The organism is Salmonella bongori NCTC 12419 (assembly GCF_000252995.1).
In the GTDB taxonomy this organism is placed as follows: Bacteria; Pseudomonadota; Gammaproteobacteria; order Enterobacterales; family Enterobacteriaceae; genus Salmonella; species Salmonella bongori.
Genome location: NC_015761.1, coordinates 2,461,477 through 2,488,274 on the forward strand (window position 1 = coordinate 2,461,477; position 26,798 = coordinate 2,488,274).

Genomic DNA, 26,798 nt, shown 5'->3' on the forward strand with positions numbered 1-26,798 from the left:
CGTAGAAACACGAGGTTTCCCTTTAATGGCGAATTTTTTTATCGATCGCCCCATCTTTGCCTGGGTGCTGGCTATCCTGTTGTGTCTGACAGGAGCATTAGCCATTTTTTCATTACCCGTTGAACAATATCCCGATCTGGCACCGCCCAACGTACGTATTACCGCTAACTATCCGGGAGCGTCGGCGCAAACGCTGGAAAATACGGTAACGCAGGTTATTGAGCAGAATATGACAGGTCTCGATAATCTGATGTACATGTCATCACAAAGCAGCGGAACCGGACAGGCGACCATCACGCTGAGCTTTATTGCAGGTACTGACCCTGATGAGGCGGTTCAGCAGGTGCAAAACCAGCTGCAATCCGCAATGCGCAAACTGCCGCAAGCGGTCCAGGATCAGGGCGTGACGGTCCGTAAAACGGGCGATACCAACATTTTGACTATCGCCTTCGTTTCTACCGACGGCTCTATGGACAAGCAGGATATTGCCGACTACGTCGCCAGTAATATTCAGGACCCGCTCAGTCGCGTTAACGGCGTGGGCGATATTGACGCCTATGGTTCCCAGTACTCTATGCGTATCTGGCTCGATCCGGCCAAATTAAACAGTTTTCAGATGACCGCTAAAGACGTGACCGACGCGATCGAGTCGCAGAATGCGCAAATCGCCGTCGGGCAGCTTGGCGGTACGCCTTCGGTCGACAAGCAGGCGCTGAACGCCACCATTAATGCGCAGTCTCTGCTGCAAACGCCGCAACAATTTCGCGATATCACCCTGCGCGTTAATCAGGATGGTTCCGAGGTAAAACTGGGCGATGTCGCCACCGTGGAGCTGGGGGCGGAAAAATATGACTACCTCAGCCGTTTTAACGGCAATCCGGCCTCCGGCCTCGGCGTTAAGCTGGCCTCAGGCGCGAATGAAATGGCAACCGCGAAGCTGGTGCTGGATCGACTTAACGAGCTGGCGCAGTACTTCCCTCACGGTCTGGAATACAAAATCGCGTATGAAACCACCTCCTTTGTCAAAGCATCGATTATCGACGTGGTCAAAACATTGCTGGAAGCCATCGCGCTGGTTTTCCTGGTGATGTATCTGTTCCTGCAAAACTTCCGCGCCACGCTTATCCCAACCATCGCTGTACCCGTCGTATTGATGGGCACCTTCTCCGTGCTTTATGCGTTCGGCTACAGTATTAACACGTTAACGATGTTTGCCATGGTGCTGGCGATCGGGCTATTGGTCGATGACGCCATCGTGGTGGTGGAAAACGTCGAACGTATCATGAGCGAAGAAGGCCTCACGCCGCGTGAAGCGACGCGCAAGTCCATGGGGCAAATCCAGGGCGCGCTGGTCGGCATCGCGATGGTGCTTTCTGCGGTATTCGTGCCGATGGCGTTCTTTGGCGGCACAACCGGCGCTATTTATCGCCAGTTTTCTATTACCATTGTCTCAGCGATGGTGCTTTCCGTCCTGGTCGCTATGATTCTGACGCCGGCGCTGTGCTCAACGTTGTTAAAACCGCTGCATAAAGGCGAGCTGCACGGACAAACCGGTTTTTTCGGCTGGTTTAACCGTACCTTCAATCGTAATGCCGAACGCTATGAGAAAGGCGTGGCAAAAATTTTGCATCGTAGCCTGCGCTGGATCCTGATTTATGTTCTACTGCTCGGTGGCATGGTGTTCCTGTTTCTGCGCCTCCCTACCTCCTTCCTGCCGCAGGAAGACCGCGGCATGTTTACCACCTCCATCCAGCTACCGAGCGGTTCTACGCAGCAGCAGACGTTGAAAGTGGTTGAAAAAGTTGAAAACTATTATTTCACCCATGAGAAAGACAACATTATGTCGGTCTTCTCGACGGTAGGCTCCGGGCCTGGCGGGAATGGGCAAAACGTCGCGCGTATGTTTATCCGCTTAAAAGACTGGGATGCGCGCGATCCTACCACCGGTAGCTCGTTCGCCATTATTGAACGCGCGACAAAAGCATTTAATCAGATTAAAGAAGCTCGCGTCTTCGCCAGCAGTCCGCCGGCCATCAGCGGTCTGGGCAGCTCCGCCGGGTTTGATATGGAGTTGCAGGATCACGCCGGAGCAGGTCATGACGCACTGATGGCGGCACGAGACCAACTCATTGAACTTGCCGGGAAAAATAGCGCATTGACCCGCGTACGCCATAATGGTCTGGACGATAGCCCACAGTTACAAATTGATATCGATCAGCGTAAAGCACAGGCGCTTGGCGTATCGATTGACGATATCAACGACACCCTGCAAACGGCCTGGGGGTCGAGTTACGTCAACGACTTTATGGACCGGGGCCGCGTGAAAAAGGTTTATGTTCAGGCGGCGGCAAAATACCGTATGCTGCCGGATGACATTAACCTCTGGTACGTCCGCAATAAAGACGGCGGCATGGTGCCATTCTCTGCCTTCGCCACCTCGCGCTGGGAAACCGGATCACCACGTCTGGAGCGTTATAACGGCTATTCGGCGGTAGAAATTGTCGGGGAGGCCGCACCGGGCGTCAGTACCGGTACGGCTATGGACATTATGGAGTCGTTAGTACACCAGCTACCGGGCGGCTTTGGCCTGGAATGGACGGCCATGTCTTACCAGGAACGGCTCTCCGGCGCACAGGCGCCTGCACTGTACGCCATCTCGCTATTAGTGGTCTTCTTGTGTCTGGCGGCATTGTATGAAAGCTGGTCGGTGCCCTTCTCAGTAATGCTGGTTGTGCCGCTTGGCGTCATTGGCGCGCTGCTCGCCACCTGGATGCGTGGACTGGAAAACGATGTTTACTTCCAGGTGGGATTGTTGACCGTTATCGGCCTTTCAGCGAAAAACGCCATCCTGATTGTGGAATTCGCCAATGAAATGAATCAGAAGGGGCACGATCTTTTAGATGCCACGCTGCACGCCAGCCGTCAGCGACTGCGCCCGATACTGATGACATCTCTGGCGTTTATCTTCGGCGTATTGCCGATGGCGACCAGTAACGGCGCAGGATCGGGTAGCCAACATGCTGTGGGAACCGGCGTGATGGGGGGAATGATCTCCGCAACGGTACTGGCTATCTTCTTTGTACCGCTGTTCTTCGTGCTGGTGCGCCGCCGTTTCCCGCTGAAGCCGCGCCCGGAGTAAGAGAGTTGAATGCCTGGCTGGCAATATCAGGCACGAAAAAGGCGACTTTCGTTGAGTCGCCTTTTTTATCCCTATGGGATCGTAGTGCCTTCCAGACGTTTATTTACGAAGCATAACTTCGATAAAATCTTTCCAGTTCCCCAGTTCACGTTCAATCATATTAACCTCTCTTATTATTATGAGTATTCTACGTTGCTGGCAGTATAGAGAGAAGTTCATTTAACCGATTGTTGCGATATCCTCCGGTCATGCTGTTTATGATATTACTATGGCGCTGAAGCTATAAATTTTATGTGACTTACTGCAATATTTAGCAACATTAATACCTTTTCTACTACTCTTACAAATACGAATAAAAAACAGTCAGTTGCATGCTTGAGAAATGTGATTCATTCAATAAATCATAAATAGCTCTTTCTGGAACGTTTTAGAAACATTATTCACATTTACTGAACAATGTTATATTGAGCTCCAGCCAGTGTTGGGTAAATAACCATTCACGGCCATACTTAATTATCCCGCAGACGATACCATTGATTATTTATTCGAATTTTGCGTTAAAGGATTCAATATGATTACCCTCTATGGCATTAAAAATTGCGACACTATCAAAAAAGCGCGCCGCTGGCTGGAGGAGCAAGGCATTGATTATCGTTTTCACGACTACCGCCTGGATGGAATAGACCTCTCTCTGATTAACACCTTTATTGCCGAACTCGGCTGGCAGCCTTTACTGAATACACGCGGCACAACATGGCGCAAGCTGGATGAAGCCGCCCGCAGCAGGATTACCGATGCCGACTCCGCCGCCGCCTTACTGGTTGAACAGCCGGCAATCATTAAACGCCCATTGCTCTGTGCGCCCGGGAAGCCTATGCTGCTTGGTTTCAGTGAATCCCGTTATCAGCAGTTTTTTGATGAGGTGTAGTCTATGTCGTGCCCGGTTATTGAGCTGACACAGCAACTTATTCGTCGCCCCTCCCTGAGTCCGGATGACGCAGGCTGCCAGGCATTAATGATTGATCGCCTGCGTAAAATTGGTTTTACCATTGAGCACATGGATTTTGGCGACACGCAAAACTTTTGGGCATGGCGTGGACGTGGTGAAACACTGGCATTCGCCGGGCATACTGATGTCGTGCCAGCAGGCGATGTCGATCGCTGGATCAACCCACCGTTTGAGCCTACGATTCGCGATGGAATGCTGTTTGGTCGCGGCGCGGCGGATATGAAAGGTTCACTGGCGGCCATGGTGGTGGCAGCTGAGCGTTTTGTCGCGCAGCATCCTCATCACCGCGGTCGCCTGGCATTTTTGATTACTTCTGATGAAGAAGCCAGCGCGAAAAATGGCACTGTAAAGGTGGTTGAGGCGCTGATGGCCCGTAACGAGCGGCTGGATTACTGTCTGGTTGGCGAACCTTCCAGTACTGAAATTGTGGGCGATGTCGTCAAAAATGGGCGTCGTGGCTCACTTACCTGCAACCTCACTATTCATGGCGTTCAGGGACACGTCGCGTATCCGCATCTGGCGGACAACCCCGTTCATCGCGCCGCGCCTTTTCTCCATGAACTGGTCGCCATTGAATGGGATCGCGGCAATGACTTTTTCCCGGCCACCAGTATGCAGGTAGCCAATATCCAGGCAGGCACCGGCAGCAATAACGTCATTCCCGGTGAACTGTTCGTGCAGTTTAACTTTCGTTTCAGCACGGAACTGACCGATCAAATGATCAAAGATCAGGTCCATGCGCTGCTTGAGAAGTATCAGCTACGCTATACCGTAGACTGGTGGCTTTCCGGTCAGCCGTTCCTGACCGCGCGCGGCAAGCTGGTGGACGCGGTGGTGAATGCTATTGAGCACTATAATGAAATTAAACCGCAATTACTGACGACGGGCGGTACGTCTGACGGACGTTTTATCGCTCGTATGGGAGCACAGGTGGTAGAACTGGGGCCGGTAAACGCCACGATTCATAAAATTAATGAATGTGTGAATGCCGCCGATCTCCAGCTACTGGCCCGTATGTATCAACGTATTATGGAACAACTCGTCGCCTGATGAGCGTTCCTGTAAGAGGAAATAAGCATGGACTGGCTGGCAAAATATTGGTGGATTTTGGTTCTGGTATTTCTGGTAGGCGTACTGCTGAATGTGATCAAAGATCTCAAGCGTATCGACCATAAGAAATTCCTGGCCAATAAACCTGAGTTGCCCCCACATCGTGATTTTAATGATAAGTGGGATGATGAAGACGACTGGCCGAAGAAGGATCAGCCGAAAAAGTAAGCTGATAACATGCCGGAAAGACGCCGCTATCCGGCATGTTGCCTCCCGTCGGGCATAGCATCACGCAGACGTTGCGTTCGCCCGGCATCCAGTACAATCAACGCCTGCGCCGCCTGCGCGCGCTGCAACGCCAGCAGCGCTTTACGCCCTGTAATCTGAAGCCGGGCGCACAGTTCGGCATCACTGGCTTTTGCTTCCAGCCGCCCCCGCAGCGCCGGTAGCGGCAGTGTGCTGTATTGTAGCAAACGATGCAGGCAGCCTAACGATGTCAGTAGTGGGCGATGCGCAAAGGCAAAACCGACCAGTTCACGCCAGTCCTCATCATTCAGCGCCTCGTCGGTTAACGGTGCCAGCGGCATCGCCTCGCCGTTCCACTGCGCCAGAATGTCCGCATCGCGACGTAAACGTCGGTGTTCCTGCCAGGCCAGTCGTTTTCCCGCCTCGCTCAAGGGCAATAACGCCATCGCCGTATAGCAACCACTGCTCGCTTCCCGATGGTTACCCATCCGCACCAGCACAAAGCCGCAGCGTTGCCAGAAGCGCCACAACTCCGCTGTATAGCCGAAGCTAACGGAAAGATAATCACACTGCGCCGCCTGCAGGCAGGCACAGGCAATTAATTGCTGGCCAATGCCTTCGCGTTGGCGGGCGGGATGCACCGCAATACGGCTGACACGACGCCCGACAAGCGTCGCGGCTAAGGGGTCACTCCCATGCGCCGCCAGCGACTGTGCGACCAGATTCCCGCGCGGACGCCGAAAACCGCCCCAGATTGCCTGGCTGAGTTCGGCGGATAACCCCCCCTCTTCGACCAACCAGAGAGCGCCCGCAACACGGCTACTCACCGAAACCTGTAAGAAATGCTGCCCCGGCGCATCCATCATCCGACGCAAATCCAGCGGTGAAGTACGATAGTGCGCCCCCGACAGTAACTGATACACGGCCCTCGGCAAAGCAGGATTCTCCCGCCACGCCTGCTGATGAAACGCTGAAATTGACATCGTGCCATGCGGCGCCTGCGCAAGCGCTTCATCGTCGAATATCAGCGCCTCGCTGACGATATGTTCCAGCGGGCATCCCCGTGCCCAGCGGATGGGTTGGCTAAGCACAAAACGGTGAAGATAAGGGAAATGGGCGCAAAACTTGAGTAAAAAACCACGTCCGGTGCCTTCGTACCCCTGAACGGTTGTAGTCAATAATGTACGCGGAAAGCGCGAGACCAGTTTTAGCAGCATCGGCGCGGGTATTGCTGCCGCCTCGTCAACCACCAGCCAGTCAGCCGATGCATCGCTTGCCAGCAGCGCATCCGGCGCCATAAAACAGAATCGCGCGCCTGCATACGTTGCCAGTATGTCTGTTGCCGCTTTCGCTGGCGCAGTCACAATGGCTGTTCCCGTCATCTGTGAGATTAATTGCCCGGCCAGCGCGGATTTGCCGCGCCCACGAGCGGCTGTCACCGTCGCCACGCCGGGCGGCATCTCAAGCAGATGCGCCAAAATGGCAGCCTGCGCCGGCTGCGGCTCGCCGGTAGCGGGTCGCCAGCGTTCACGAGGGGAATAAGACGGCCAGTCGAACGGTTCATGCTGCCGCCAAATCAGCGTTTGCGGATCGCAACCGATCGTTCGTTTAAGATGCTGTACAAATTGCGGCGTGGGGATCGGCTGCGCACAGTCGCTCCAGCGCAATGAATCCCTGTCAGGGCTGTTTTCCCAGACCTCATACGGCGGCGTTAACAAAAGCAGCCAGCTGCCAGCCTGCAGGGTGCCACTCAGGGCGGCAAACGCCGCAGCGTCAAAGCCTTGTCTGGCGTCAAATATCGCATGGCGGAATTCACGCCCCAGCAGTGTTTGTAGTGCCTGCGGCGTACAGCGCGGTTCGGCGGGCGCGTCTGGCGAGACCCATAGCCAGTCACCGGGCAGCGCAGCGCGCATTGTTTCAGCCCGTTCCCGGCACCAGTTCGCGTCGCCACTGATAACCAGTAAACGACGAATACCTTCCTGTGTCATTTGCGACGTTAAGGTCTTTAACGCATCGATATCAGTCATCCCTGCTCCGATCTATCAAAAATTTTTGCCAAACGTATTACATTGCGCCGGATCGCCACTGTCAAATCCACGCTTAAACCAGCTATAGCGCTGTTCTGACGTGCCGTGAGTAAAGCTGTCCGGCACCACGCGTCCCTGTCCCTGCTGCTGTAAGCGATCGTCGCCAATGGCCTGCGCAGCGTTGAGCGCCTCTTCCAGGTCCCCCGCCTCCAGTACGCCTTGCTGCTGCATACTGTGTCCCCACACGCCGGCAAAGCAATCTGCTTGCAGCTCCATGCGCACTGAAAGACGGTTTGCCTCCGTTTGCGACGCATTTTGCTGTAGCTGGCGCACTTTAGGCTCGATACCTAACAATTTTTGTACATGATGACCGACTTCGTGGGCGATGACATAGCCCTGGGCAAAATCACCGTCCGCGCCCAGTTTATTTTTCATGTCATCATAAAAAGAGAGATCGATATAGACAGTTCCATCTGCCGGGCAGTAGAACGGCCCCATCACAGATTGTCCCGCGCCGCAACCGGTGCGCGTCATGCCGCGGTACATCACCAGTTTTGGCTGCTGGTAGCCACGCCCCATTTTTTCAAAGAGCTGCCCCCAGGTATCTTCAGTTGTCGCCAGGATCACCGAAGTAAATTTCGCGGCCTCGTCATCATTCGGGCTTATCGAGCGCGTTGACTGCTGCTGCGAAACCGGCTGGCCAGTTAACAGTCCCGTTAAATCCACTCCGTAGTATCCTGCCACCAGCACCACTATCAGCAAAATGATGCCACCTTTACCACTCGGGATACGGAAGCCAGGACCGCCCAGCGAAGGCCCGCCTGACTGATTACGTCTGTCTTCTACATTGTTACTTTCACGACGCCCTTGCCAGCGCATAATCACCTCATTCTTTATTTGTTATACAGATGATCGTAGGCGGTCAGGCGCAGGATTACCACAGGTAAACGTGATCAGAATGAGGAAAGGAGGAGACCGGAGAGCGGTTACCCCCCGGTCAGAAACAGAATTAATCTAATTTCACGCCCAGACGATGCGCGACGGCTTCATAGGCTTCTATCAGGCCGCCCAATTCCTGACGGAAACGGTCTTTGTCCATTTTATCCAGCGTCTCTTTATCCCACAGGCGGCTGCCGTCCGGCGAAAACTCATCGCCCAGCACCACTTCGCCTTTATACAGGCCAAACTCCAGCTTGAAATCCACCAGGATCAGACCTGCGTCATCAAACAGTTTTTTCAGTACGTCGTTGGCTTTGTAGGTTAATTCTTTCATCCGCGCCAGATTTTGCTGACTTACCCAGCCGAAGGTTTCACAGTAGGAGCCATTCACCATCGGGTCGTGCAGGGCATCATTTTTCAGAAACAGATCGAAGATCGGTGGGTTTAACTCCATACCTTCTTCTACCCCCAGACGCTTAACCAGCGACCCCGCCGCCCGGTTGCGTACCACGCATTCAACCGGCACCATTTCCAGCTTTTTCACCAGACACTCCGTATCAGACAGCAGACGTTCCATCTGGGTCGGGATACCCGCCTCTTCGAGTTTGGTCATAATGAAATGGTTGAACTTATTATTTACCATACCTTTGCGATCAAACTGTTCAATACGCGCGCCATCCCCTGCTGACGTATCATTGCGGAATTCGAGCACCAACAGGTCCGGGTTTTCCGTGCTGTATACGGTTTTCGCTTTACCACGATACAACTCAGCTTGCTTTTGCATCTTTAACACTCCTGGGTGTGAATTAATGATAAATATTCATTTCCTGATACGCCTTGCCGGAAGGAGCTGTGCTTATCCGACCTGTGATTCTGGCGTGAAATAACGGTAAAATCGCGTTTTTCCGCTGACGCACACGTTTGCGTATCCTATCAGAAAAAAGGGCCGGATTACTCCGGCCCTGATAAATTACTTGTTAAACGCCGCCTGGAAAACGGCAACCAGCGCATCGTTCTGGCTTTGCGTCAGGGTATGCCCCTTAGGATCGATAAATTGCAAACTGCTGCGATTATCTAAATCGCCGACCTGCAATTTATAGTCTCCGGACACCAGACCCGGGTCGCTCGCGCCCAGCTCCCGCCAGTCGCTGTCAGACAGCGGTTTGTAAGTTACCGCCATGCTGCCCTGCGAACGCGTACTGTCAGTGACTTTCATGCCCACTTTCTCCAGTGCGGCTGGCAGACGCTGCCATACCACATTGAACGGACCGCGAACGACCAGCATTGGTAAGCCGGTGTCATCAGCGGCGCTCTGTACGTCCATCGTTGCGGCGGAACGGCTTTGCGCGGCCTTCGCCGCATCCGTTGCGGTTTTATCCAGACCAGCGGAAATGACGTTCATCATTTCCGTGCTGTAACGCTGCAGCGACGCCGCATCGGCGACCGGCTTGCCAGCCTGTTCCAGATTAACCAGTTTTACTGTTACTGCCTGCTGGTAACCCTGCGGCTTCACCGAGATTTGATAACGTCCGCGATACTGTTCGTCTTCATCCAGACGGTTCCAGTTCACCCAATCGGTCGTCAGAGTCTGGCCGGCATCATCACGTTTTTCAATCGGATAATTTTTTTCCTGAATCACACTGACCACTTGCGGCCACAGCGTGTTGCCACGGCCATTTTCCACCAACAGAGTCGTGGTATCGCCAGAGAACTGGGTACGCGCACCGCTCACCAACGCTAACGGCTGCGCCGGTGGACGGATATCCAACGCCTTACCAACCGCGCCGCTCCCCTTCGTAACCGGGATAACGTAGTCGCCGGTCGTTATGGGCAGAATCATTCCTGCCGGGGCGTGAAGCTCAGCAAGCGGCGCGGCATCCAGATAGGATTCATCGCCGCTTACCTGGCGCTTGTAGCGCGAATCGGAACTACAGGCAGCGAGCAACAAAACAAGCGAAACACCCGCAACCTTCGCCAGGCGCGACTTTTGTACTGAGTAAGCCATCAAATCTCCCTAAACTTTACAGCAGGCCAGCATGCTGAAGCGCTGCTTTAACGATGTCACGACCCTTATCTGTGATAGGCGTCATTGGCAGGCGCAGCGTGTCGGTCGCCACAAGACCCAATGCCTTACATGCCCATTTCACCGGGATAGGATTGGGTTCGACAAATAATTTGTTGTGTAACGGCATCAGACGCTGATTGATGAGACGCGCCTCGGCAAATCGCCCTTCCGCCGCCAGTTTGCACATTTCAGCCATATCGCGTGCCGCTACGTTAGCCGTAACGGAAATCACGCCATGACCACCGAGTTGCATAAAGTCCAGCGCAGACGCATCATCGCCGCTCAGCAAAATAAAATCGTCTGAAACCAGCTCTTTGATCTGGTGAACACGACTTAAGTTCCCTGTCGCCTCTTTAATAGCGATAATATTTTTTATTTCCGCCAGACGACCCACGGTTTCCGGCAACATATCGCAACCGGTACGGGACGGCACATTATACAGAATTTGCGGCAAGTCAGTGTGTTCCGCGATGGCTTTGAAATGCTGGAACAAACCTTCCTGCGTAGGGCGATTGTAGTACGGCGTTACTGTCAGGCAGCCAACAACGCCGCTGTCATTAAAACGCTGCGTCAGGCTAATCGCTTCCGCGGTCGCATTCGCACCCGTGCCGGCGATAACCGGAATACGTCCGTCAGCCAGCTCCAGCGTCATCATAACGACGTCGCCATGTTCATCATGACTTAGCGTGGCGGACTCGCCGGTCGTACCAACCGAAACAATCGCCGAGGTACCGTTGGCGACATGATAATCAATCAGTTTTTTCAGGCTCGACCGGCAGACATTACCTTTTTCATCCATCGGTGTAACAAGCGCGACAATACTTCCCGTGAACATGGGCCATCCTCTGTGCAAACAAGTCCCTCAATGGTACGTTTGGTATGGCAATAAAAGCAAGCGACCAGAGCCGTTCTGATTGTTGTATGCAGGTTTTTTTTATGCTTTCCTTATGATTACCTCACCGCTCAAAGGAAGAACTGGTTTGACACCGTCATCACAACACTATCTGGTTATCACTGCTCTGGGTGCCGACAGGCCCGGTATTGTGAATACCATTACTCGCCACGTCAGTAGTTGCGGTTGTAATATCGAAGACAGCCGACTGGCGATGCTGGGCGATGAATTCACATTTATTATGTTGTTGTCCGGCACGTGGAACGCGATTACCCTGATTGAATCGACGCTGCCGCTGAAGGGCGCTGAACTGGATCTGCTGATTGTGATGAAACGGACATCCGACCGCCCCCGCCCGGCAATGCCTGCGACGGTATGGGTACAGGTTGAGGTCGCCGACTCCCCGCATTTAATTGAGCGATTCACTGCATTGTTTGATAGTCATGAAATGAATATTGCGGAGCTGGTCTCCCGTACGCAGCCGGCTGAAGACGATAAGGCCGCGCAGCTATTTATTCAGATCACCGCACATAGCCCGGCGTCGCAAAATTCCGCAAATATTGAGCAAGCCTTTAAAGCACTATGTACAGAACTCAATGCGCAAGGCAGTATAAACGTCGTCAATTACTCACAACATGATGAACAGGATGGAGTTAAGTAATGAATCCACTGAAAGCCGGTGATATCGCACCGAAATTTAGCTTGCCGGATCAAGACGGAGAACAAGTAAATTTGACCGACTTCCAGGGACAGCGCGTTCTGGTTTACTTCTACCCAAAAGCCATGACACCCGGCTGTACCGTGCAGGCCTGCGGCTTACGCGATAACATGGACGAACTTAAAAAAGCAGGCGTGGACGTGCTGGGTATCAGCACCGATAAACCTGAAAAACTCTCCCGTTTCGCTGAAAAAGAGCTGCTGAATTTTACCCTTTTGTCCGATGAAAACCATCAGGTGTGCGAACAATTCGGCGTCTGGGGTGAAAAATCATTTATGGGCAAAACCTATGACGGCATTCACCGTATTAGTTTTTTGATTGACGCTGACGGTAAAATTGAGCATGTCTTTAATGATTTTAAAACCAGCAATCACCACGATGTGGTGCTGAACTGGCTGAAAGAAAACGCGTAATAAGCCTCAGGCCGCGCTGATGTGCGGCCTGGAAAAGAGGAGATGCCGTCAGGCTTGCCGCGCCAGACGCCATATCGCCGCCACATTCCGCGCCGACAGGCTCAGGTTATATTCCGCCTCATGTAAGGCTTCCGGTAGCGTAACGATATGCGACAAGATAGATAACGCCGCATCGATCCCTTGTTGATACACAACATAATGATCATGTTGCAGTCCGCCAGCGAGCGCAATAACCGGTTTATGATACCGCTTAGCCACTCTGGCGACGCCAATCGGCGTCTTGCCGCAAATACTTTGACTGTCCAGACGCCCTTCCCCGGTAATCACCAGATCGGCATCTTTAACGGCCTGTTCAAGCTGTAGCGTTTCCACGACGATCTCTACACCAGCCCGTAATTCCGCATTGAGCAATCCTAAAAGCGCGGCGCCCATCCCGCCTGCCGCGCCTGCACCGGGAGCGTTAACCACTTCACGTCCCGTAGCCTGATAAATATGTCGGCCCCAGTTTTCCAGCGCCGCATCCAGCGTACGCACCATTTCAGCGGTCGCTCCTTTTTGGGGGCCAAAAACAGCCGACGCTCCCTGAGGTCCACACAGCGGATTGTTGACATCACACGCCACGGTTATCGCTACATTACGTAGTAACGGGTGACAACCGGCCAGATCGATAGAGGCCAACGCCGCCAGCGCCTCACCGCCCCTGGGAAGCAAGCGGCCCTCCTTATCGCGCAATATAACGCCAAGCGCCTGCATCATCCCCGCACCGCCGTCATTCGTCGCGCTGCCGCCAATCCCCAGAATAATATGCTTTACGCCATGCTCCAGCGCCGCGACGATTAACTCGCCGGTCCCATAGCTGGTAGTATGAAGCGGGTTGCGCAATTCAGGTGAAACATGATGCAACCCGGATGCCGCTGCCATTTCAATCACGGCAGTATCGCTATCGCCCAGCATTCCCCAACGTGCGGTCACTGGTTGCCCCAGTGGCCCTTGTACCCCCTGGTCGATATAGCGCCCGCCGCTGGCTTCCACCATTGATTGCACCGTTCCTTCCCCACCATCTGCCATAGGTACCTTGATGTAGTCGGCATCGGGATAAATTTCACGGAACCCTTTTTCTATCGCCTCGGCGACCGCCATTGCGGACAAACTTTCTTTAAATGAATCAGGAGCAATAACAATTTTCATAGGGATTATCCTGCAAAACCGAAGAAGCCGAACATCAGGGTAGAAATAAAGGTAATGGTTAAACCCACCAGCGTTTCATACGGCATTAGCTTTAACCGCTCATGAATTTGCATATTAACGCTGCCGCCCGTCGCATGGAAAAAGCTACCGTGTGGTAAATGGTCCAGCACCGTGGCGCCCGCGTGGATCATGGCGGCGCCCGCCAGGGCAGAAACGCCAAGTTCAAGCAATGTGGGAGAGAAAACGCCGGAGGCTACCGCCGTTCCCGCGGTGGTTGAGGCCGTCGCCATTGACATCATTGCGCCAGACACAGGCGCCAGCAGCCAGGAAGGTAATCCCGACGCAGTAAGGCCGTGAATCAGAACATCTTTAAGTTCGGAGTTAGCGATAATTCCGGCCAGCGTGCCGGTTCCCAACAACATAATAGCAACCGGGGCCATACGCATCAGACCGGCGACCATATACTGATTACAATGGCGCGCTCGTCCCATAAACAGCAGACCGACGAGCCCCCCAAGGGGTAGCGCTATTAACGGGTCAATGGAAATGCCGGCAAATGGGCGTAAAGAAAGCAGCAGAATAGCGACCAGCGGCGCGCTAATTGCTACCAGAAAGCCGGGCCTGGCGACGGTGTCATCATGGTGAGTGACTTCGTGTTCGGCAACGCCTACGCCTTTTTTATTCAACCGTTTCGCTAACAGATAGGCGATAATAAGACCAATGACGCCCGGAATAACGCCCGCCAGCATAATAGAGGTAAGAGGGACATGAAACGCATCGGAGGCAGCAATAGCATTCGGGTTGGGAGACATTACGTTACCCGCTTTACCTCCACCGATCATCGCCAGCAAAATAGCGCTTTTTGACAGCCCCGCATTACGCGCAATCGACAGCGCAATCGGCGCGACGGTAATCACCGCCACATCAATAAATACGCCGACGGCGGTCAGACATAGCGTTGCAATGGCTAATGCCAATAACGCCCGGGTCTCTCCCACCTTGCGAACAACCGTTTCGGCAATCGTATTCGCCGCGCCGGACTCTATCAATACGCCAGCCAGTACGCCTGCAGCCAGAATACGTAATACGGCATTAACGATGCCCTGCGCGCCTGACACCATCAGAGAAACGGTTTGCAGAAGATCGGCACCGCCAATCAAACCGCCGGCCAGTGCCCCCGCCATCATGCCGTAAGCCGGCGACACTTTTCTTAAAATTAATACGATGGCCACCACCAATGCGGCAATGGCTCCCAGCGTGGATATCGACGTCATATACTGCGCCTCCTTTAACATGGAGCGCGCAGTATGGAAAAACCAGCCTGGAAATCCGCTGGAGCTTTCAACAAATTTCGGTCCGGCCAGACTGAGGTAACTTGTCGGACGGTACAGATTCGGTTTGGAGTTCCATACCGATATAAAGCCAAAGTGTATTTTTTAACTCGTTGATTTTTATATGTGTAATATCTTCACAACGCTGTAAGCGGTAGCGCAATGTATTCACATGAATATGCAATGCTTTGGCCGTTTGCGTCAGGTCACAATTATGTTCAAACCAGGCCCGAAGGGTCTGTTGCAATACGCCTTTCGCATCATGTTGGACCAGTTGCAGCCACAAACGCGATAACTCCTGCACTTGCCAGCTTTCAGACAGCCCGCTTAGCAGCGCCGGAAGCGCGTAGTCATGATAAAAAATATACTGGCTGCGCAGCTTTTGTCTTTTCGCCATCGCTTGTGTGGCTCTGGCGGTAAGCAAAGAACGATGCAGTCCCGTCTCACCGGCAAAAAAACCGCCAACCAAAATACGGCTGAAACCTGATGACGCGGCCCATGATTTAAAAATCTGCAACTCCCCCATTTCCTGGCGGGTATTCCATTTCCCGTCCTTTAACGTGATAGGCTTGATAATGATTAATTCGTTAAATTCGGTAAACGTCACCAAATGGTTACGCGCATGGTTCTCGAAATAATCCATCACATTGCGCAGCGCTTCACGATCCGGCTGGGAAAGTTCAATGATGAGCACCACCCTGGGCACTGCCAAATCGATCCCCAGATAGGCCGCCATGGAACGCAACGATTCTGTCGAGTTTTCCCGTAAAATTAATTGGTTGATTAACTCTTCGCGATAACGTTTATCCCACTGTCTCTGTTCAATCAGCACCATATGCTCGATCACCAGTTCCGCTGCCATTTTGACCAGCTCCGCATAAGCGCGAACCTGCTCCGGCTCTCCGGTAATGCCGACCACACCAATGAGCTGTTCATGAAAGGAGATGGGAAGATTAATACCAGATCGCACGCCTTTGAGTTGATTTGCGGTAGCGGAGTCAATTTCTACTATACGGTTTTCCTTCAGCGCCAGAATCGCCCCTTCGTGACGCTGCTGAAGCCGTGAAGGTTCACCAGACGCGATAATGACGCCATGTTCATCCATAACGTTTACCGAGTAAGGAATAATTTTCATGGCACGCTGTACAATTTGCCGCGCGGTATACCCTTTCAAGTAATGTTTTCTCAACACACGCATTCCCTGTTTCGTTATTGCTTTACCTTAAAAAAGCAATCTCGCCTTAATGATGTCATTTCTTAACGAATTTCACAGAAGAATGCTTAGGCTAAGTCACCAAATTTTGGCGGCTTTACACGAAGAGATTTGTAGGTTTCAACAATAAAAATGCCGCAACACGGTGCGGCATTAAAAAAAGATCGGCTTTCTAAGCGCTTGTCCTGCATCGGGGATGCGCAAAATGACAACAGGGCACTATGATGCCGTTCACGCTTTACGACTTTCGTACCGGCGGCTCAGGATGAAGTGTCCGTCACCTGACTATCCGGCCAGGCGTGGACGACGGCTTTAATCAGCGTCGCCAATGGGATAGCGAAAAATACACCCCAGAACCCCCACAAACCGCCAAAAATCACCACCGACAGGATAATGACCAGCGGATGCAAATTCACCGCTTCGGAAAAGAGTACCGGTACCAGCAGATTGCCGTCCAGCGCCTGAATAATCAGATAAACGGCAAAGCAGCTCCAGAACTCCGTCCCCAGGCCAAACTGAAACAGCGCGACGCCCACCACCGGAATTGTCACCACAAAGGCGCCGATATACGGGATCAGGACCGAAAAGCCCACCAGTACCGCCAGCAGTAGCGAATAGTTGAGGCCAAACAACAAAAAGCCCAGCCAGGTTGCCACGCCCACCACCACCATCTCCAGCACTTTTCCGCGGATATAGTTGGTGATCTGCTGGTTCATCTCATTCCACACCTGCCCCGCCAGCCCACGGTTGCGCGGCAGCACGCGACGTACAGCGTTCAGCATCTGTTCTTTATCTTTTACCAGGAAAAAGACCATCAGCGGCACCAGAACCAGATAAACTGCCAGCGTCAGTAGCCCAACCAACGATGCCAATGAATACTTCACCACCGAATCGCCCATATTGAGCATTCGGGTTCGCATATTTTCCGCCATTGCATCAATAATGCCCGCATCCATTAGCGCCGGATAACGTCGCGGCAAGGTTGCGGCAAAGTCGGATAGTTTATTCAGCATACCGGGCATATCCCGAATCAGATAAATGCCCTGCTGCCAGGCAATCGGCATGACCACAAACGCCATTAATAACAGAATGCCGACAAAGAGGATAAGAACAATGGAGGTCGCCCAACGTCGGGAACAGCCGATCGCCTGCAAACGCGCCGTCGGCCACTCCAGAAGATAGGCCAGTACGATGGCGACCAGTAGCGGCGCCAACAGGCCGCTAAAGAAAAAGAGAATGCTAAAACCAGCCACCAGAATAACCAGCAAGGCAATCGCCTCCGGGTCGCTGAAGCGACGGCGATACCATTGCATTAACATTTCGAGCATAAAACCCTTCCCAGAACTCAACCGCGGGATTGTGATGCCGAATTGTATCGAAATGTCACAAAAAAGACTTCGCTTTTTATCGTTGATTCAGGAAACTAAAACAGTGCGTCTGTGCTCATCACAGTTACACTTCTGAAGTGTCGGAGCGTGGAACGATATTTCACGGTATTGGTCAAAGGGCTATCTCAAATAACAGGATAGAGGTTATGTTCAGGCAGTTGAAAAAAAACCTGGTAGCAACCCTCATTGCAGCATTGGCTCTCGGTCAGGTGGCACCATCATTTGCTGACCCTGCGGACACGCTGCCCGATATGGGAACCTCAGCAGGAAGCACGCTTTCTATTGCGCAAGAGATGCAAATGGGCGACTTTTATGTGCGCCAACTGCGTGGTAGCGCGCCATTAATCAACGATCCGCTACTGGTGCAATATATCAATGCGCTGGGTATGCGACTGGTCTCGCACGCCGACTCCGTCAAAACGCCTTTCCATTTCTTCTTGATCAATAATGACGAAATTAATGCCTTCGCGTTCTTTGGCGGCAATGTGGTGTTGCATTCGGCGCTTTTCCGCTACGCGGACAACGAAAGCCAACTGGCCTCGGTCATGGCGCATGAAATCTCCCACGTTACACAGCGCCATCTGGCGCGCGCGATGGAAGATCAAAAACGCAGCGCACCGCTCACCTGGGTGGGCGCGCTCGGTTCCATTCTGTTGGCAATGGCCAGCCCACAGGCCGGTATGGCGGCGCTGACCGGCACCCTGGCAGGAACGCGCCAGGGGATGATAAGTTTCACGCAACAAAACGAGCAAGAAGCCGACCGTATTGGAATTCAGGTGCTGCAACGCGCCGGATTTGACCCACAGGCGATGCCCTCTTTCCTCGAAAAGCTGCTCGACCAGGCGCGTTATTCCACGCGTCCGCCTGAAATCTTGCTCACTCACCCCTTACCGGAAAGCCGTCTTGCGGATGCCCGCAACCGCGCGAACCAGATGCGGCCTGTCGTGGTACAATCCTCTGCCGACTTTTATCTCGCCAAAGCGCGTACGCTGGGAATGTACAATTCTGGTCGTAATCAACTTACCAGCGACCTGTTGGAGCAGTGGTCTAAAGGCAACGTGCGTCAGCAACATGCAGCGCAATATGGCCGGGCGCTACAAGCCATGGAGGCGAGCAAGTACGATGAAGCGCGCAAAACCTTGCAGCCGCTATTAAGCGCAGAACCGAACAATGCCTGGTATCTTGACCTCGCCACCGATATTGACCTGGGGCAGAAGAGAGCCAACGACGCGATTAATCGCCTGAAAAATGCCCGCGATCTGCGCGTTAACCCGGTATTGCAGCTAAACCTCGCCAACGCGTACCTCCAGGGAGGCCAGCCGAAAGCGGCGGAAACCATTCTGAATCGCTATACCTTTAGCCATAAAGATGACGGCAACGGTTGGGATCTGCTGGCACAGGCGGAAGCCGCGCTGAACAACCGCGATCAGGAGCTGGCGGCGCGCGCCGAAGGTTATGCGCTGGCGGGACGGTTGGATCAGGCAATCTCATTGCTTAGCAGTGCCAGCTCACAGGCAAAACTGGGCAGCCAGCAACAGGCGCGTTACGATGCGCGCATAGACCAGTTGCGCCAGTTACAAGAGCGCTTCAAGCCATACACGAAAATGTAATGCCGTTTATTAGCCGGATAGCGTCATAAGGAGAACGCATGACCAATACGATTAAAATTTATCATAACCCACGTTGCTCGAAGAGCCGCGACACGCTGAACCTGCTGAAGTCGAATGGCGTGGAACCGGAAGTGGTGCTTTATCTGGATACGCCTGCCGATGCCGCCACAGTGCGTGAACTACTGCGTATGTTGGGCATGTCGAGCGCTCGAGAACTGATGCGCCAGAAAGAAGACCTTTATCAAACGCTTCACCTGGCGGACAGCCAGCTCAGCGAAGAGGCATTGATCCAGGCGCTGGTTGATCACCCCAGACTGATGGAGCGCCCCATTGTCGTGGCGAATGGTCAGGCACGCATCGGCCGACCGCCTGAGCAAGTGCTGGACATCCTCGGCTAATCTTTTAACGCCGCTGTCGCGGCGTATTACAGTTTCAGAATCTCTTTAACAAAAGGGATCGTCAGTTTCCGCTGGGCAGAGATCGAAGCGTGATCGAGCTGATCCAGCGTCATAAACAACGTACGCATTTCGCGATCGAGCCGTTTGAGCAAAAAACGTCCGACATCTTCCGGCAGTTCAAATCCTCGCAACCGGGCGCGCAACTGCAATGCCTGAAGTTTATCCTCATCCGAGAGAGGCTGGAGTTTATAGATTTGCCCCCAGTCCAGACGGGAAGCGAGATCCGGCAATCCCAGGTTTAACTGTCTGGGCGGGCGATCGCCGGTAATGAGTAACCGCGTTTTACCGGACTCCAGAATGCGGTTATAGAGATCAAAGATCGCCATCTCCCACAATTCATCGCCAGCGACACACTCAATGTTATCAATACACACCAGCGAGAGGTGTTCCATACCGTCGAGCACTTCTGGCACGAACCAGGTGCGTTTATCAAGCGGTACGTAGCCTACCGCATCTCCGCGCTGCGACAATTCCGCACAGGCGGCGTGCAGTAAATGGCTGCGGCCTGCGCCTTCACGCGCCCAAAGATAGATATATCCACTATGTTCCTGGCGCAACACGTTTTGTAACGCGGCCAGTAGAGAGGCGTTATCCCCCGGCCAGAAACTTGCGAAAGTTTCGTCGTCAGGAAGATACAGTGGCAAAGAGAGCTGTGCCGGTGTGTTCAGAGATACCTCAACCCAGGATTGCATAAAATCGCGCTGAGTTTACCACATAATTCCATCGAGATAGAACCGGGCAGCATCGCTGCCCGGCAACCCATTAGCGATGCGGCGGCTCCGCATCGTTTGCCTCCAGCACGACTTCTTCCGGGCGCAACAGACTTATCAGTTTAAAAATCAGGCTCAGGCCAATTCCGACGATAGTCGCCAGCGCCATCCCCTTCAATTCTGCCGCGCCGATATGCACTTTCGCGCCGCTCACGCCGATGATCAAAATCACTGAGGTAAGGATCAGGTTTTGTGCTTTGTTATAGTCAACTTTTGATTCGATCAATACGCGAATCCCCGACGCGCCGATGACGCCGTACAGCAGCAGCGAAACGCCGCCCATCACCGGTAACGGGATAATCTGAATCGCCGCCGCCAGTTTACCGACGCAGGAAAGCAGAATGGCGAAAATCGCCGCACCGCCGATAACCCAGGTACTGTAAACGCGAGTTATCGCCATGACGCCAATATTCTCACCATAGGTGGTGTTAGGCGTGGAGCCGAAGAAGCCGGAGATGATCGTCGACAATCCATTGGCGAACATGGAACGGTGCAAACCGGGATCGCGCACTAAATCTTTTTTGACGATATTCGCCGTCACGACCAGATGCCCGACATGTTCGGCAATTACCACCAGCGCCGCGGGCAGGATTGTCAGGATCGCAAACCATTCAAAACGCGGTGTATAGAAGGTCGGCAGCGCAAACCAGTGCGCCTGGGCAATCGGCGTGGTATCGACCACTCCCAGCGCGAACGACAGCGCATAGCCCGCCAGCACGCCAATCAAAATAGGAATGATCGCCAGGAAACCACGAAACAGTACGGAGCCAAACACCGTCACCGCCAGCGTAACCATGGAGATAATAATCGTTTTTGTGTCCGGCGACTGCCCTTGCGCAGGCAGCAATCCGGCCATCCCCGCCGCGACGCCTGCCAGCTCCAGACCAATGACGGCAACGATTGCCCCCATTGCCGCAGGCGGGAACATCACATCCAGCCAACCTGTGCCCGCTTTTTTAACGATGAAAGAGACCAGACAGAACAACACGCCGCACATAATAAAACCGCCCAGCGCCACTTCATAACCCAGCGGTAACAGCAGTAATACCGGCGAAATAAAGGCAAAGCTCGACCCCAGGTAAGCAGGAATTTTACCTTTGCAGATAAAGAGATACAGCAACGTTCCGATACCGTTAAAGAGCAGAACCGTCGCGGGGTTAATATGAAACAGAACCGGCACCAGCACGGTCGCGCCAAACATGGCGAAAAGGTGCTGCAAACTAAGCGGGATTGTTTGTAAAAGCGGCGGTCTTTCACTCACCCCGATAGCACGGCGCGTCATAGTATATTCCTCTGAGTGTGTTTGTTATGAGTTGTTTTATTCAAAAAAAAGCCGACTCTTAAAGTCGGCTTTTTATTTACTTATTCACTTATTTAGTACCAAAAATCTTATCGCCGGCATCGCCAAGCCCCGGAATAATGTATCCGTGTTCGTTCAGCCCCTTATCGATAGAAGCGGTGTACAGTTCAACGTCCGGGTGGGCTTTTTCCAGCGCCGCAATGCCTTCCGGGGCAGCCACCAGCACCAATACCTTAATACTGCTACAGCCCGCTTTTTTCAACAGGTCGATGGTCGCGATGACGGAACCGCCGGTTGCCAGCATCGGGTCGACGATCAACGCCATGCGTTCATCAATATTCGATACCAGCTTCTGGAAATAAGGCACCGGCTCAAGCGTCTCTTCGTTACGGTACATCCCTACCACGCTGATGCGCGCGCTCGGTACATTTTCCAGTACGCCTTCCATCATGCCCAGGCCCGCACGCAAGATCGGCACAACGGTAATTTTTTTGCCTTTAATCTGGTCGATTTCTACCGGGCCGTTCCAGCCTTCAATGGTGACTTTTTCCGTTTCCAGATCGGCTGTCGCTTCATACGTCAGCAGGCTGCCTACTTCTGAGGCGAGTTCACGAAAGCGTTTAGTGCTAATGTCGTTTTCACGCATCAGACCCAGCTTGTGTTTGACGAGTGGGTGTTTGACTTCCACGATCTTCATACTCTTCTCCTATCCTCAGATGACTGGCAACCACAAAAAAATCGCCGGATTATACCGCTTTTCCTCTCTGGCGCAACACCGCGTGTAGTTGATCTGGATCAACTAAAGCCGCTGATATCTGAAAAATGAGTATAAATCACTCTCGTTAAAACAGGCGACCTCCGCTGACAACGCATTGAATTTTTGAAGTTAAACTGATTATTTTGTCTGTCTGCCGTGTGAGGTAATCCGGGTAAGGGATACCCTTTTCTTTTTTTACACGCCGGGAGCATGTTCAGGCGATAACCAAATCCATGGCAAAAAATCCCCCGGGCATACAGGACGCAGACCACGCTCGCAAACGTTTGCTTTCCCTGTTAGAATTGCGCCGAATTTAACTTTTACCGCAAAAAACGTGGGGAACCAGGCAGTGACCGATAAAACCTCTCTTAGCTATAAAGATGCCGGCGTCGATATTGATGCGGGTAATGCTCTGGTTGATCGAATCAAAGGCGTAGTGAAGAAAACTCGCCGCCCGGAAGTTATGGGAGGTCTGGGCGGTTTCGGTGCTCTGTGCGCATTGCCGCAAAAATATCGTGAACCGGTACTGGTTTCCGGCACTGACGGCGTAGGCACCAAACTTCGCCTGGCGATGGATTTAAAGCGTCACGATGCTATCGGCATTGATCTGGTGGCAATGTGTGTAAACGATCTGGTCGTGCAGGGCGCAGAACCGCTGTTTTTCCTGGATTACTACGCTACCGGTAAGCTGGATGTCGATACCGCCGCCAGCGTGATCAACGGTATTGCCGAAGGCTGTCTGCAATCCGGTTGCGCGCTGGTAGGCGGTGAAACCGCGGAAATGCCGGGCATGTACCATGGCGAAGATTACGACGTGGCGGGTTTCTGCGTCGGCGTGGTAGAAAAATCAGAAATTATCGACGGTTCCCGGGTTGCCGACGGCGACGTGCTGATTGCACTCGGCTCCAGCGGCCCACACTCGAACGGCTATTCGCTGGTGCGTAAAATTATTGAGGTCAGCGGCTGCGATCCGCAAACCACGCAGCTGGAAGGAAAATCACTGGCCGATCATCTGCTTGCACCGACGCGTATCTACGTAAAATCAGTTCTGGAGCTGATTGAAAAAGTCGATGTACACGCTATTGCGCACCTCACCGGCGGCGGCTTCTGGGAAAATATCCCGCGCGTTCTGCCGGAGAATACCCAGGCAGTCATTGACGAATCCTCCTGGCAGTGGCCTGCCGTTTTTACCTGGCTGCAAACTGCCGGTAACGTCAGTCGACATGAAATGTACCGTACCTTTAACTGCGGCGTCGGCATGGTGATTGCGCTATCCGCTCCGGAAGCGGACAAAGCGCTTGCTCTGCTAAGCGAGAAAGGTGAAACCGCGTGGAAAATCGGTATCATCAAAACCTCTGATTCCGAACAGCGTGTGGTTATTGAATAATGAATATTGTGGTGCTGATTTCCGGCAACGGAAGCAATTTACAGGCGATTATTGATGCCTGCGAAGCAAAAAAAATTAAAGGCACCCTCCGGGCAGTATTCAGCAACAAGGCCGACGCGTTCGGCCTTGAGCGCGCCAGGGAAGCCGGAATTCCGGCGTATGCACTGACTGCCGATCGATTTGACAGCCGCGACGCCTTTGATCGCGAGCTGATTCGCGAAATCGACGCCTGGGCGCCCAACGTTGTTGTACTGGCCGGTTTTATGCGTATTCTGAGTCCCGCGTTTGTCGCGCATTACCACGGACGTCTGCTGAACATACACCCTTCCCTGCTGCCAAAATATCCGGGGTTGCATACTCATCGCCAGGCGCTGGTAAACGGCGATGAGGAACACGGTACGTCGGTGCATTTCGTCACAGACGAACTTGATGGCGGTCCGGTTATTCTCCAGGCGAAAGTGCCGGTTTTCGCCAACGACAGCGAAGATGATATCACCGCACGCGTACAGACTCAGGAACACGCGATTTATCCATTGGTGCTCAGCTGGTTTGTCGAGGGGCGGTTGAAGATGCGCGAGAACGCCGCCTGGCTGGACGGGCATCGTCTGCCGCCGCAGGGTTATGCGTCCGACGAATAATATGTCATCTGCCATTGCAGTGTCTGATTGCCGGATGGCGGCATAAATGCCTTATCCGGCCTACTCTTCTTCCCTCCTTTATGCTAACAGTTTATTGTCATACTTTTCTGGCGCAATTGGACATTAACGCGTAATGCTCGCCATAATAATCAGGCAGTGTCCCGTGAATAAAACGGAGTATAAGTAGTAATGGGTCAGGAAAAGCTATATATCGAGAAAGAGCTGAGCTGGTTAGCATTTAACGAACGCGTGTTACAGGAAGCAGCGGACAAATCCAACCCGTTGATTGAGAGAATGCGGTTCTTGGGCATCTATTCCAATAACCTCGACGAGTTCTACAAGGTTCGTTTCGCCGAGCTGAAGCGACGCATTATTATCAGCGAAGAGCAGGGCTCAAATTCACATTCACGCCATCTGTTAGGCAAAATTCAGTCCCGTGTTCTGAAAGCAGACCAGGAGTTCGACGGGCTGTACAATGAATTACTGCTGGAGATGGCGCGGAACCAAATTTTCCTGATCAACGAGCGTCAACTCTCGGTGAATCAGCAAAGCTGGCTGCGCCACTATTTTAAACACTATTTGCGCCAGCATATCACCCCAATACTCATTAATCGGGAAACGGACCTTGTTCAGTTTTTGAAAGATGATTACACCTATCTGGCAGTAGAGATTATCCGCGGCGACGCTATTAGCTATGCGTTGCTGGAGATACCGTCCGATAAAGTGCCGCGCTTCGTCAATCTGCCGCCGGAGACACCGCGCAGACGCAAGCCGATGATTCTTCTGGATAATATCCTCCGCTACTGCCTGGATGACATCTTCAAAGGGTTCTTCGACTATGATGTACTTAACGCCTATTCGATGAAAATGACCCGCGACGCCGAATATGACCTGGTGCATGAAATGGAATCCAGTCTGATGGAACTGATGTCTTCCAGCCTGAAGCAGCGTCTAACCGCCGAACCGGTGCGCTTTGTCTATCAGCGCGATATGCCCGCCGCCCTGGTTGACGTACTGCGGGAAAAACTGACTATTTCCCGCTATGACTCAATCGTGCCTGGCGGACGCTACCATAACTTCAAAGACTTTATTAACTTTCCGAATGTTGGTAAAGCCAATCTGGTCAACAAGCCGTTACCGCGATTACGCCATCTCTGGTTCGATAAAGAGAAGTTTCGCAACGGTTTCGATGCGATTCGCGAGCGTGATGTGCTGCTTTATTATCCGTATCATACGTTCGAGCATGTACTGGAGTTGCTGCGCCAGGCATCGTTTGACCCAAGTGTACTGGCGATCAAAATCAATATTTATCGCGTGGCGAAAGACTCGCGCATTATTGACTCTATGATCCATGCCGCCCACAACGGCAAAAAAGTCACCGTCGTGGTGGAATTGCAAGCGCGCTTCGACGAAGAAGCGAATATCCATTGGGCCAAGCGATTAACTGAAGCGGGCGTACATGTGATTTTCTCTGCGCCGGGGTTAAAAATTCACGCCAAGCTCTTTCTTATTTCACGCAAAGAGGGCGATGACGTAGTGCGTTATGCGCATATCGGCACCGGTAACTTCAACGAAAAAACGGCGCGGCTGTATACCGATTATTCGCTGCTGACTGCCGATGCGCGCATCACTAATGAAGTACGTCGGGTCTTTAATTTTATCGAAAACCCTTATCGTCCAGTCACGTTCGATTATCTGATGGTCTCTCCGCAAAACTCACGGCGTCTGCTTTATGAGATGATCGATCGTGAAATCGCCAATGCACAGCAAGGTTTGCCGTCAGGGATCACGTTAAAACTTAATAACCTGGTCGACAAAGGACTGGTCGACAGGCTATACGCCGCCTCAGGTTCAGGTGTGCCGGTCAATTTGCTGGTACGCGGCATGTGCTCTCTTATCCCATTACTGGAAGGCATTAGCGATAATATTCGCGCGATTAGTATTGTGGATCGCTATCTTGAACACGATCGGGTTTATATTTTTGAAAATGGCGGCGATAAGCAAGTTTGGCTCTCTTCAGCTGACTGGATGACGCGTAATATTGACTATCGCATCGAAGTCGCTACGCCTATCCTCGACCCGCGTCTTAAACAACGCGTGTTGGATATCATTGACATTTTGTTTAGCGACACGGTAAAAGCGCGTTTTATCGATAAAGAACTCAGCAATCGCTACGTACCGCGCGGCAATCGCCGCAAAGTCCGGGCGCAGCTGGCGATTTATGACTACATTAAATCACTCGAGCAACCAGACTAACGCT

General features: G+C 52.8%; 24 protein-coding genes. 11 read left to right on the top strand and 13 right to left on the bottom strand.

Translation table 11 applies throughout. The features are described 5' to 3' along the window. Positions 1 to 25: 25 nt before the first annotated feature. Positions 26 to 3,139, top strand: coding sequence for a multidrug efflux RND transporter permease AcrD (gene acrD, locus SBG_RS11635; RefSeq protein ID WP_001263057.1), 3,114 nt, complete (start codon positions 26 to 28; stop codon positions 3,137 to 3,139). A gap of 99 nt (positions 3,140 to 3,238) precedes the next feature. Here acrD and ypfM read toward each other — a convergent pair whose 3' ends face one another. After that, complete coding sequence (gene ypfM / locus SBG_RS22630) at positions 3,239 to 3,298, bottom strand: protein YpfM (protein ID WP_001386977.1); 60 nt, start codon at positions 3,296 to 3,298, stop codon at positions 3,239 to 3,241. 412 nt (positions 3,299 to 3,710) lie between these two features. Between ypfM and SBG_RS11640 the strand changes: the two genes are divergently transcribed. Genes SBG_RS11640 through SBG_RS11650 form a run of 3 tightly spaced genes read left to right on the top strand, consistent with a single transcriptional unit; the run spans position 3,711 to position 5,426 of the window. Then, positions 3,711 to 4,067, top strand: a complete 357-nt coding sequence (locus tag SBG_RS11640; RefSeq protein ID WP_000631931.1) for an ArsC family reductase — start codon at positions 3,711 to 3,713, stop codon at positions 4,065 to 4,067. A gap of 3 nt (positions 4,068 to 4,070) precedes the next feature. Further along, positions 4,071 to 5,198 (top strand): succinyl-diaminopimelate desuccinylase, encoded by a 1,128-nt coding sequence (dapE, locus tag SBG_RS11645; protein ID WP_001277819.1) that lies wholly within the window; start codon positions 4,071 to 4,073, stop codon positions 5,196 to 5,198. 27 nt (positions 5,199 to 5,225) lie between these two features. Next, positions 5,226 to 5,426, top strand: coding sequence for a YpfN family protein (locus SBG_RS11650; RefSeq protein WP_000383839.1), 201 nt, complete (start codon positions 5,226 to 5,228; stop codon positions 5,424 to 5,426). A 26-nt stretch (positions 5,427 to 5,452) separates the two neighbouring features. Here the strand turns inward: SBG_RS11650 and tmcA are convergent, their stop codons facing one another. The 5 genes from tmcA to dapA all read right to left on the bottom strand — a co-directional run bounded on the left by tmcA (position 5,453) and on the right by dapA (position 11,310). Then, positions 5,453 to 7,471 (bottom strand): tRNA cytosine(34) acetyltransferase TmcA, encoded by a 2,019-nt coding sequence (gene tmcA / locus SBG_RS11655; protein ID WP_000129600.1) that lies wholly within the window; start codon positions 7,469 to 7,471, stop codon positions 5,453 to 5,455. A 15-nt stretch (positions 7,472 to 7,486) separates the two neighbouring features. Continuing rightward, positions 7,487 to 8,350 (bottom strand): KPN_02809 family neutral zinc metallopeptidase, encoded by an 864-nt coding sequence (gene ypfJ, locus SBG_RS11660; RefSeq protein WP_001267518.1) that lies wholly within the window; start codon positions 8,348 to 8,350, stop codon positions 7,487 to 7,489. A 130-nt stretch (positions 8,351 to 8,480) separates the two neighbouring features. After that, positions 8,481 to 9,194: a phosphoribosylaminoimidazolesuccinocarboxamide synthase gene (gene purC / locus SBG_RS11665; RefSeq protein ID WP_001171631.1), complete on the bottom strand. Its 714-nt coding sequence runs from the start codon at positions 9,192 to 9,194 to the stop codon at positions 8,481 to 8,483. Between the two features lie 186 nt (positions 9,195 to 9,380). After that, positions 9,381 to 10,415, bottom strand: coding sequence for an outer membrane protein assembly factor BamC (gene bamC, locus SBG_RS11670; RefSeq protein WP_000331883.1), 1,035 nt, complete (start codon positions 10,413 to 10,415; stop codon positions 9,381 to 9,383). A 16-nt stretch (positions 10,416 to 10,431) separates the two neighbouring features. After that, positions 10,432 to 11,310, bottom strand: coding sequence for a 4-hydroxy-tetrahydrodipicolinate synthase (gene dapA / locus SBG_RS11675; protein ID WP_000494013.1), 879 nt, complete (start codon positions 11,308 to 11,310; stop codon positions 10,432 to 10,434). Positions 11,311 to 11,455: 145 nt separating this feature from the next. Here dapA and SBG_RS11680 point away from each other — a divergent pair, with 145 nt between their 5' ends. Then, positions 11,456 to 12,028: a glycine cleavage system transcriptional repressor gene (locus SBG_RS11680; protein ID WP_000189058.1), complete on the top strand. Its 573-nt coding sequence runs from the start codon at positions 11,456 to 11,458 to the stop codon at positions 12,026 to 12,028. Next, the gene (gene bcp / locus SBG_RS11685) at positions 12,028 to 12,498 is read left to right on the top strand and encodes a thioredoxin-dependent thiol peroxidase (RefSeq protein WP_001068686.1); all 471 of its coding nucleotides are present in this window, start codon (positions 12,028 to 12,030) and stop codon (positions 12,496 to 12,498) included. The genes SBG_RS11680 and bcp overlap by 1 nt, the downstream gene beginning before the upstream one ends. 48 nt (positions 12,499 to 12,546) lie before the next feature. Here the strand turns inward: bcp and SBG_RS11690 are convergent, their stop codons facing one another. The 4 genes from SBG_RS11690 to SBG_RS11705 form a co-directional block, all read right to left on the bottom strand. After that, the gene (locus tag SBG_RS11690; RefSeq protein WP_000706366.1) at positions 12,547 to 13,686 is read right to left on the bottom strand and encodes a glycerate kinase; all 1,140 of its coding nucleotides are present in this window, start codon (positions 13,684 to 13,686) and stop codon (positions 12,547 to 12,549) included. Between the two features lie 5 nt (positions 13,687 to 13,691). Continuing rightward, positions 13,692 to 14,960, bottom strand: coding sequence for a GntP family permease (locus SBG_RS11695; RefSeq protein ID WP_000200853.1), 1,269 nt, complete (start codon positions 14,958 to 14,960; stop codon positions 13,692 to 13,694). Between the two features lie 67 nt (positions 14,961 to 15,027). Then, positions 15,028 to 16,215, bottom strand: a complete 1,188-nt coding sequence (locus tag SBG_RS11700; RefSeq protein WP_001265349.1) for a sugar diacid recognition domain-containing protein — start codon at positions 16,213 to 16,215, stop codon at positions 15,028 to 15,030. A gap of 275 nt (positions 16,216 to 16,490) precedes the next feature. Beyond that, positions 16,491 to 17,558 (bottom strand): AI-2E family transporter, encoded by a 1,068-nt coding sequence (locus tag SBG_RS11705; protein ID WP_000892061.1) that lies wholly within the window; start codon positions 17,556 to 17,558, stop codon positions 16,491 to 16,493. Between the two features lie 206 nt (positions 17,559 to 17,764). Here SBG_RS11705 and bepA point away from each other — a divergent pair, with 206 nt between their 5' ends. Next, on the top strand, positions 17,765 to 19,228 hold the full coding sequence (bepA, locus tag SBG_RS11710) for a beta-barrel assembly-enhancing protease (protein WP_000489637.1): 1,464 nt from the start codon (positions 17,765 to 17,767) through the stop codon (positions 19,226 to 19,228). A gap of 38 nt (positions 19,229 to 19,266) precedes the next feature. Next, positions 19,267 to 19,626: an arsenate reductase (glutaredoxin) gene (gene arsC / locus SBG_RS11715; RefSeq protein WP_000185575.1), complete on the top strand. Its 360-nt coding sequence runs from the start codon at positions 19,267 to 19,269 to the stop codon at positions 19,624 to 19,626. 26 nt (positions 19,627 to 19,652) lie between these two features. Here the strand turns inward: arsC and SBG_RS11720 are convergent, their stop codons facing one another. The 3 genes from SBG_RS11720 to upp all read right to left on the bottom strand — a co-directional run bounded on the left by SBG_RS11720 (position 19,653) and on the right by upp (position 22,453). Then, positions 19,653 to 20,354 carry a DnaA inactivator Hda gene (locus SBG_RS11720; RefSeq protein WP_212578730.1) on the bottom strand — a complete coding sequence of 234 codons (702 nt, stop codon included), beginning with the start codon at positions 20,352 to 20,354 and terminating at the stop codon, positions 19,653 to 19,655. Between the two features lie 94 nt (positions 20,355 to 20,448). Then, entirely contained in the window at positions 20,449 to 21,738 is a 1,290-nt protein-coding gene (gene uraA, locus SBG_RS11725; protein WP_000198340.1) for a uracil permease, read from the bottom strand. A gap of 88 nt (positions 21,739 to 21,826) precedes the next feature. Beyond that, complete coding sequence (gene upp, locus SBG_RS11730; RefSeq protein ID WP_000706207.1) at positions 21,827 to 22,453, bottom strand: uracil phosphoribosyltransferase; 627 nt, start codon at positions 22,451 to 22,453, stop codon at positions 21,827 to 21,829. A 409-nt stretch (positions 22,454 to 22,862) separates the two neighbouring features. Between upp and purM the strand changes: the two genes are divergently transcribed. The 3 genes from purM to ppk1 all read left to right on the top strand — a co-directional run bounded on the left by purM (position 22,863) and on the right by ppk1 (position 26,794). Beyond that, a complete protein-coding gene (purM, locus tag SBG_RS11735; protein WP_000130474.1) occupies positions 22,863 to 23,900 on the top strand; it encodes a phosphoribosylformylglycinamidine cyclo-ligase in 1,038 nt (345 codons plus the stop codon). Continuing rightward, positions 23,900 to 24,538 (top strand): phosphoribosylglycinamide formyltransferase, encoded by a 639-nt coding sequence (gene purN, locus SBG_RS11740; protein ID WP_001028595.1) that lies wholly within the window; start codon positions 23,900 to 23,902, stop codon positions 24,536 to 24,538. The genes purM and purN overlap by 1 nt, the downstream gene beginning before the upstream one ends. 189 nt (positions 24,539 to 24,727) lie before the next feature. Further along, positions 24,728 to 26,794 (top strand): polyphosphate kinase 1, encoded by a 2,067-nt coding sequence (ppk1, locus tag SBG_RS11745; RefSeq protein ID WP_000529551.1) that lies wholly within the window; start codon positions 24,728 to 24,730, stop codon positions 26,792 to 26,794. Positions 26,795 to 26,798 lie beyond the last annotated feature (4 nt).

What these genes read in the sequence shown, in the direction of transcription:
- acrD (WP_001263057.1), top strand. Translation starts at nt 26, where the DNA reads ATGGCGAATTTTTTTATCGATCGCCCCATCTTTGCCTGGGTGCTGGCT.
- SBG_RS11640 (WP_000631931.1), top strand. Translation starts at nt 3,711, where the DNA reads ATGATTACCCTCTATGGCATTAAAAATTGCGACACTATCAAAAAAGCG.
- dapE (WP_001277819.1), top strand. Translation starts at nt 4,071, where the DNA reads ATGTCGTGCCCGGTTATTGAGCTGACACAGCAACTTATTCGTCGCCCC.
- SBG_RS11650 (WP_000383839.1), top strand. Translation starts at nt 5,226, where the DNA reads ATGGACTGGCTGGCAAAATATTGGTGGATTTTGGTTCTGGTATTTCTG.
- tmcA (WP_000129600.1), bottom strand. Translation starts at nt 7,471, where the DNA reads ATGACTGATATCGATGCGTTAAAGACCTTAACGTCGCAAATGACACAG.
- ypfJ (WP_001267518.1), bottom strand. Translation starts at nt 8,350, where the DNA reads ATGCGCTGGCAAGGGCGTCGTGAAAGTAACAATGTAGAAGACAGACGT.
- purC (WP_001171631.1), bottom strand. Translation starts at nt 9,194, where the DNA reads ATGCAAAAGCAAGCTGAGTTGTATCGTGGTAAAGCGAAAACCGTATAC.
- bamC (WP_000331883.1), bottom strand. Translation starts at nt 10,415, where the DNA reads ATGGCTTACTCAGTACAAAAGTCGCGCCTGGCGAAGGTTGCGGGTGTT.
- dapA (WP_000494013.1), bottom strand. Translation starts at nt 11,310, where the DNA reads ATGTTCACGGGAAGTATTGTCGCGCTTGTTACACCGATGGATGAAAAA.
- bcp (WP_001068686.1), top strand. Translation starts at nt 12,028, where the DNA reads ATGAATCCACTGAAAGCCGGTGATATCGCACCGAAATTTAGCTTGCCG.
- SBG_RS11690 (WP_000706366.1), bottom strand. Translation starts at nt 13,686, where the DNA reads ATGAAAATTGTTATTGCTCCTGATTCATTTAAAGAAAGTTTGTCCGCA.
- SBG_RS11695 (WP_000200853.1), bottom strand. Translation starts at nt 14,960, where the DNA reads ATGACGTCGATATCCACGCTGGGAGCCATTGCCGCATTGGTGGTGGCC.
- SBG_RS11700 (WP_001265349.1), bottom strand. Translation starts at nt 16,215, where the DNA reads ATGCGTGTGTTGAGAAAACATTACTTGAAAGGGTATACCGCGCGGCAA.
- SBG_RS11705 (WP_000892061.1), bottom strand. Translation starts at nt 17,558, where the DNA reads ATGCTCGAAATGTTAATGCAATGGTATCGCCGTCGCTTCAGCGACCCG.
- bepA (WP_000489637.1), top strand. Translation starts at nt 17,765, where the DNA reads ATGTTCAGGCAGTTGAAAAAAAACCTGGTAGCAACCCTCATTGCAGCA.
- arsC (WP_000185575.1), top strand. Translation starts at nt 19,267, where the DNA reads ATGACCAATACGATTAAAATTTATCATAACCCACGTTGCTCGAAGAGC.
- uraA (WP_000198340.1), bottom strand. Translation starts at nt 21,738, where the DNA reads ATGACGCGCCGTGCTATCGGGGTGAGTGAAAGACCGCCGCTTTTACAA.
- upp (WP_000706207.1), bottom strand. Translation starts at nt 22,453, where the DNA reads ATGAAGATCGTGGAAGTCAAACACCCACTCGTCAAACACAAGCTGGGT.
- purN (WP_001028595.1), top strand. Translation starts at nt 23,900, where the DNA reads ATGAATATTGTGGTGCTGATTTCCGGCAACGGAAGCAATTTACAGGCG.
- ppk1 (WP_000529551.1), top strand. Translation starts at nt 24,728, where the DNA reads ATGGGTCAGGAAAAGCTATATATCGAGAAAGAGCTGAGCTGGTTAGCA.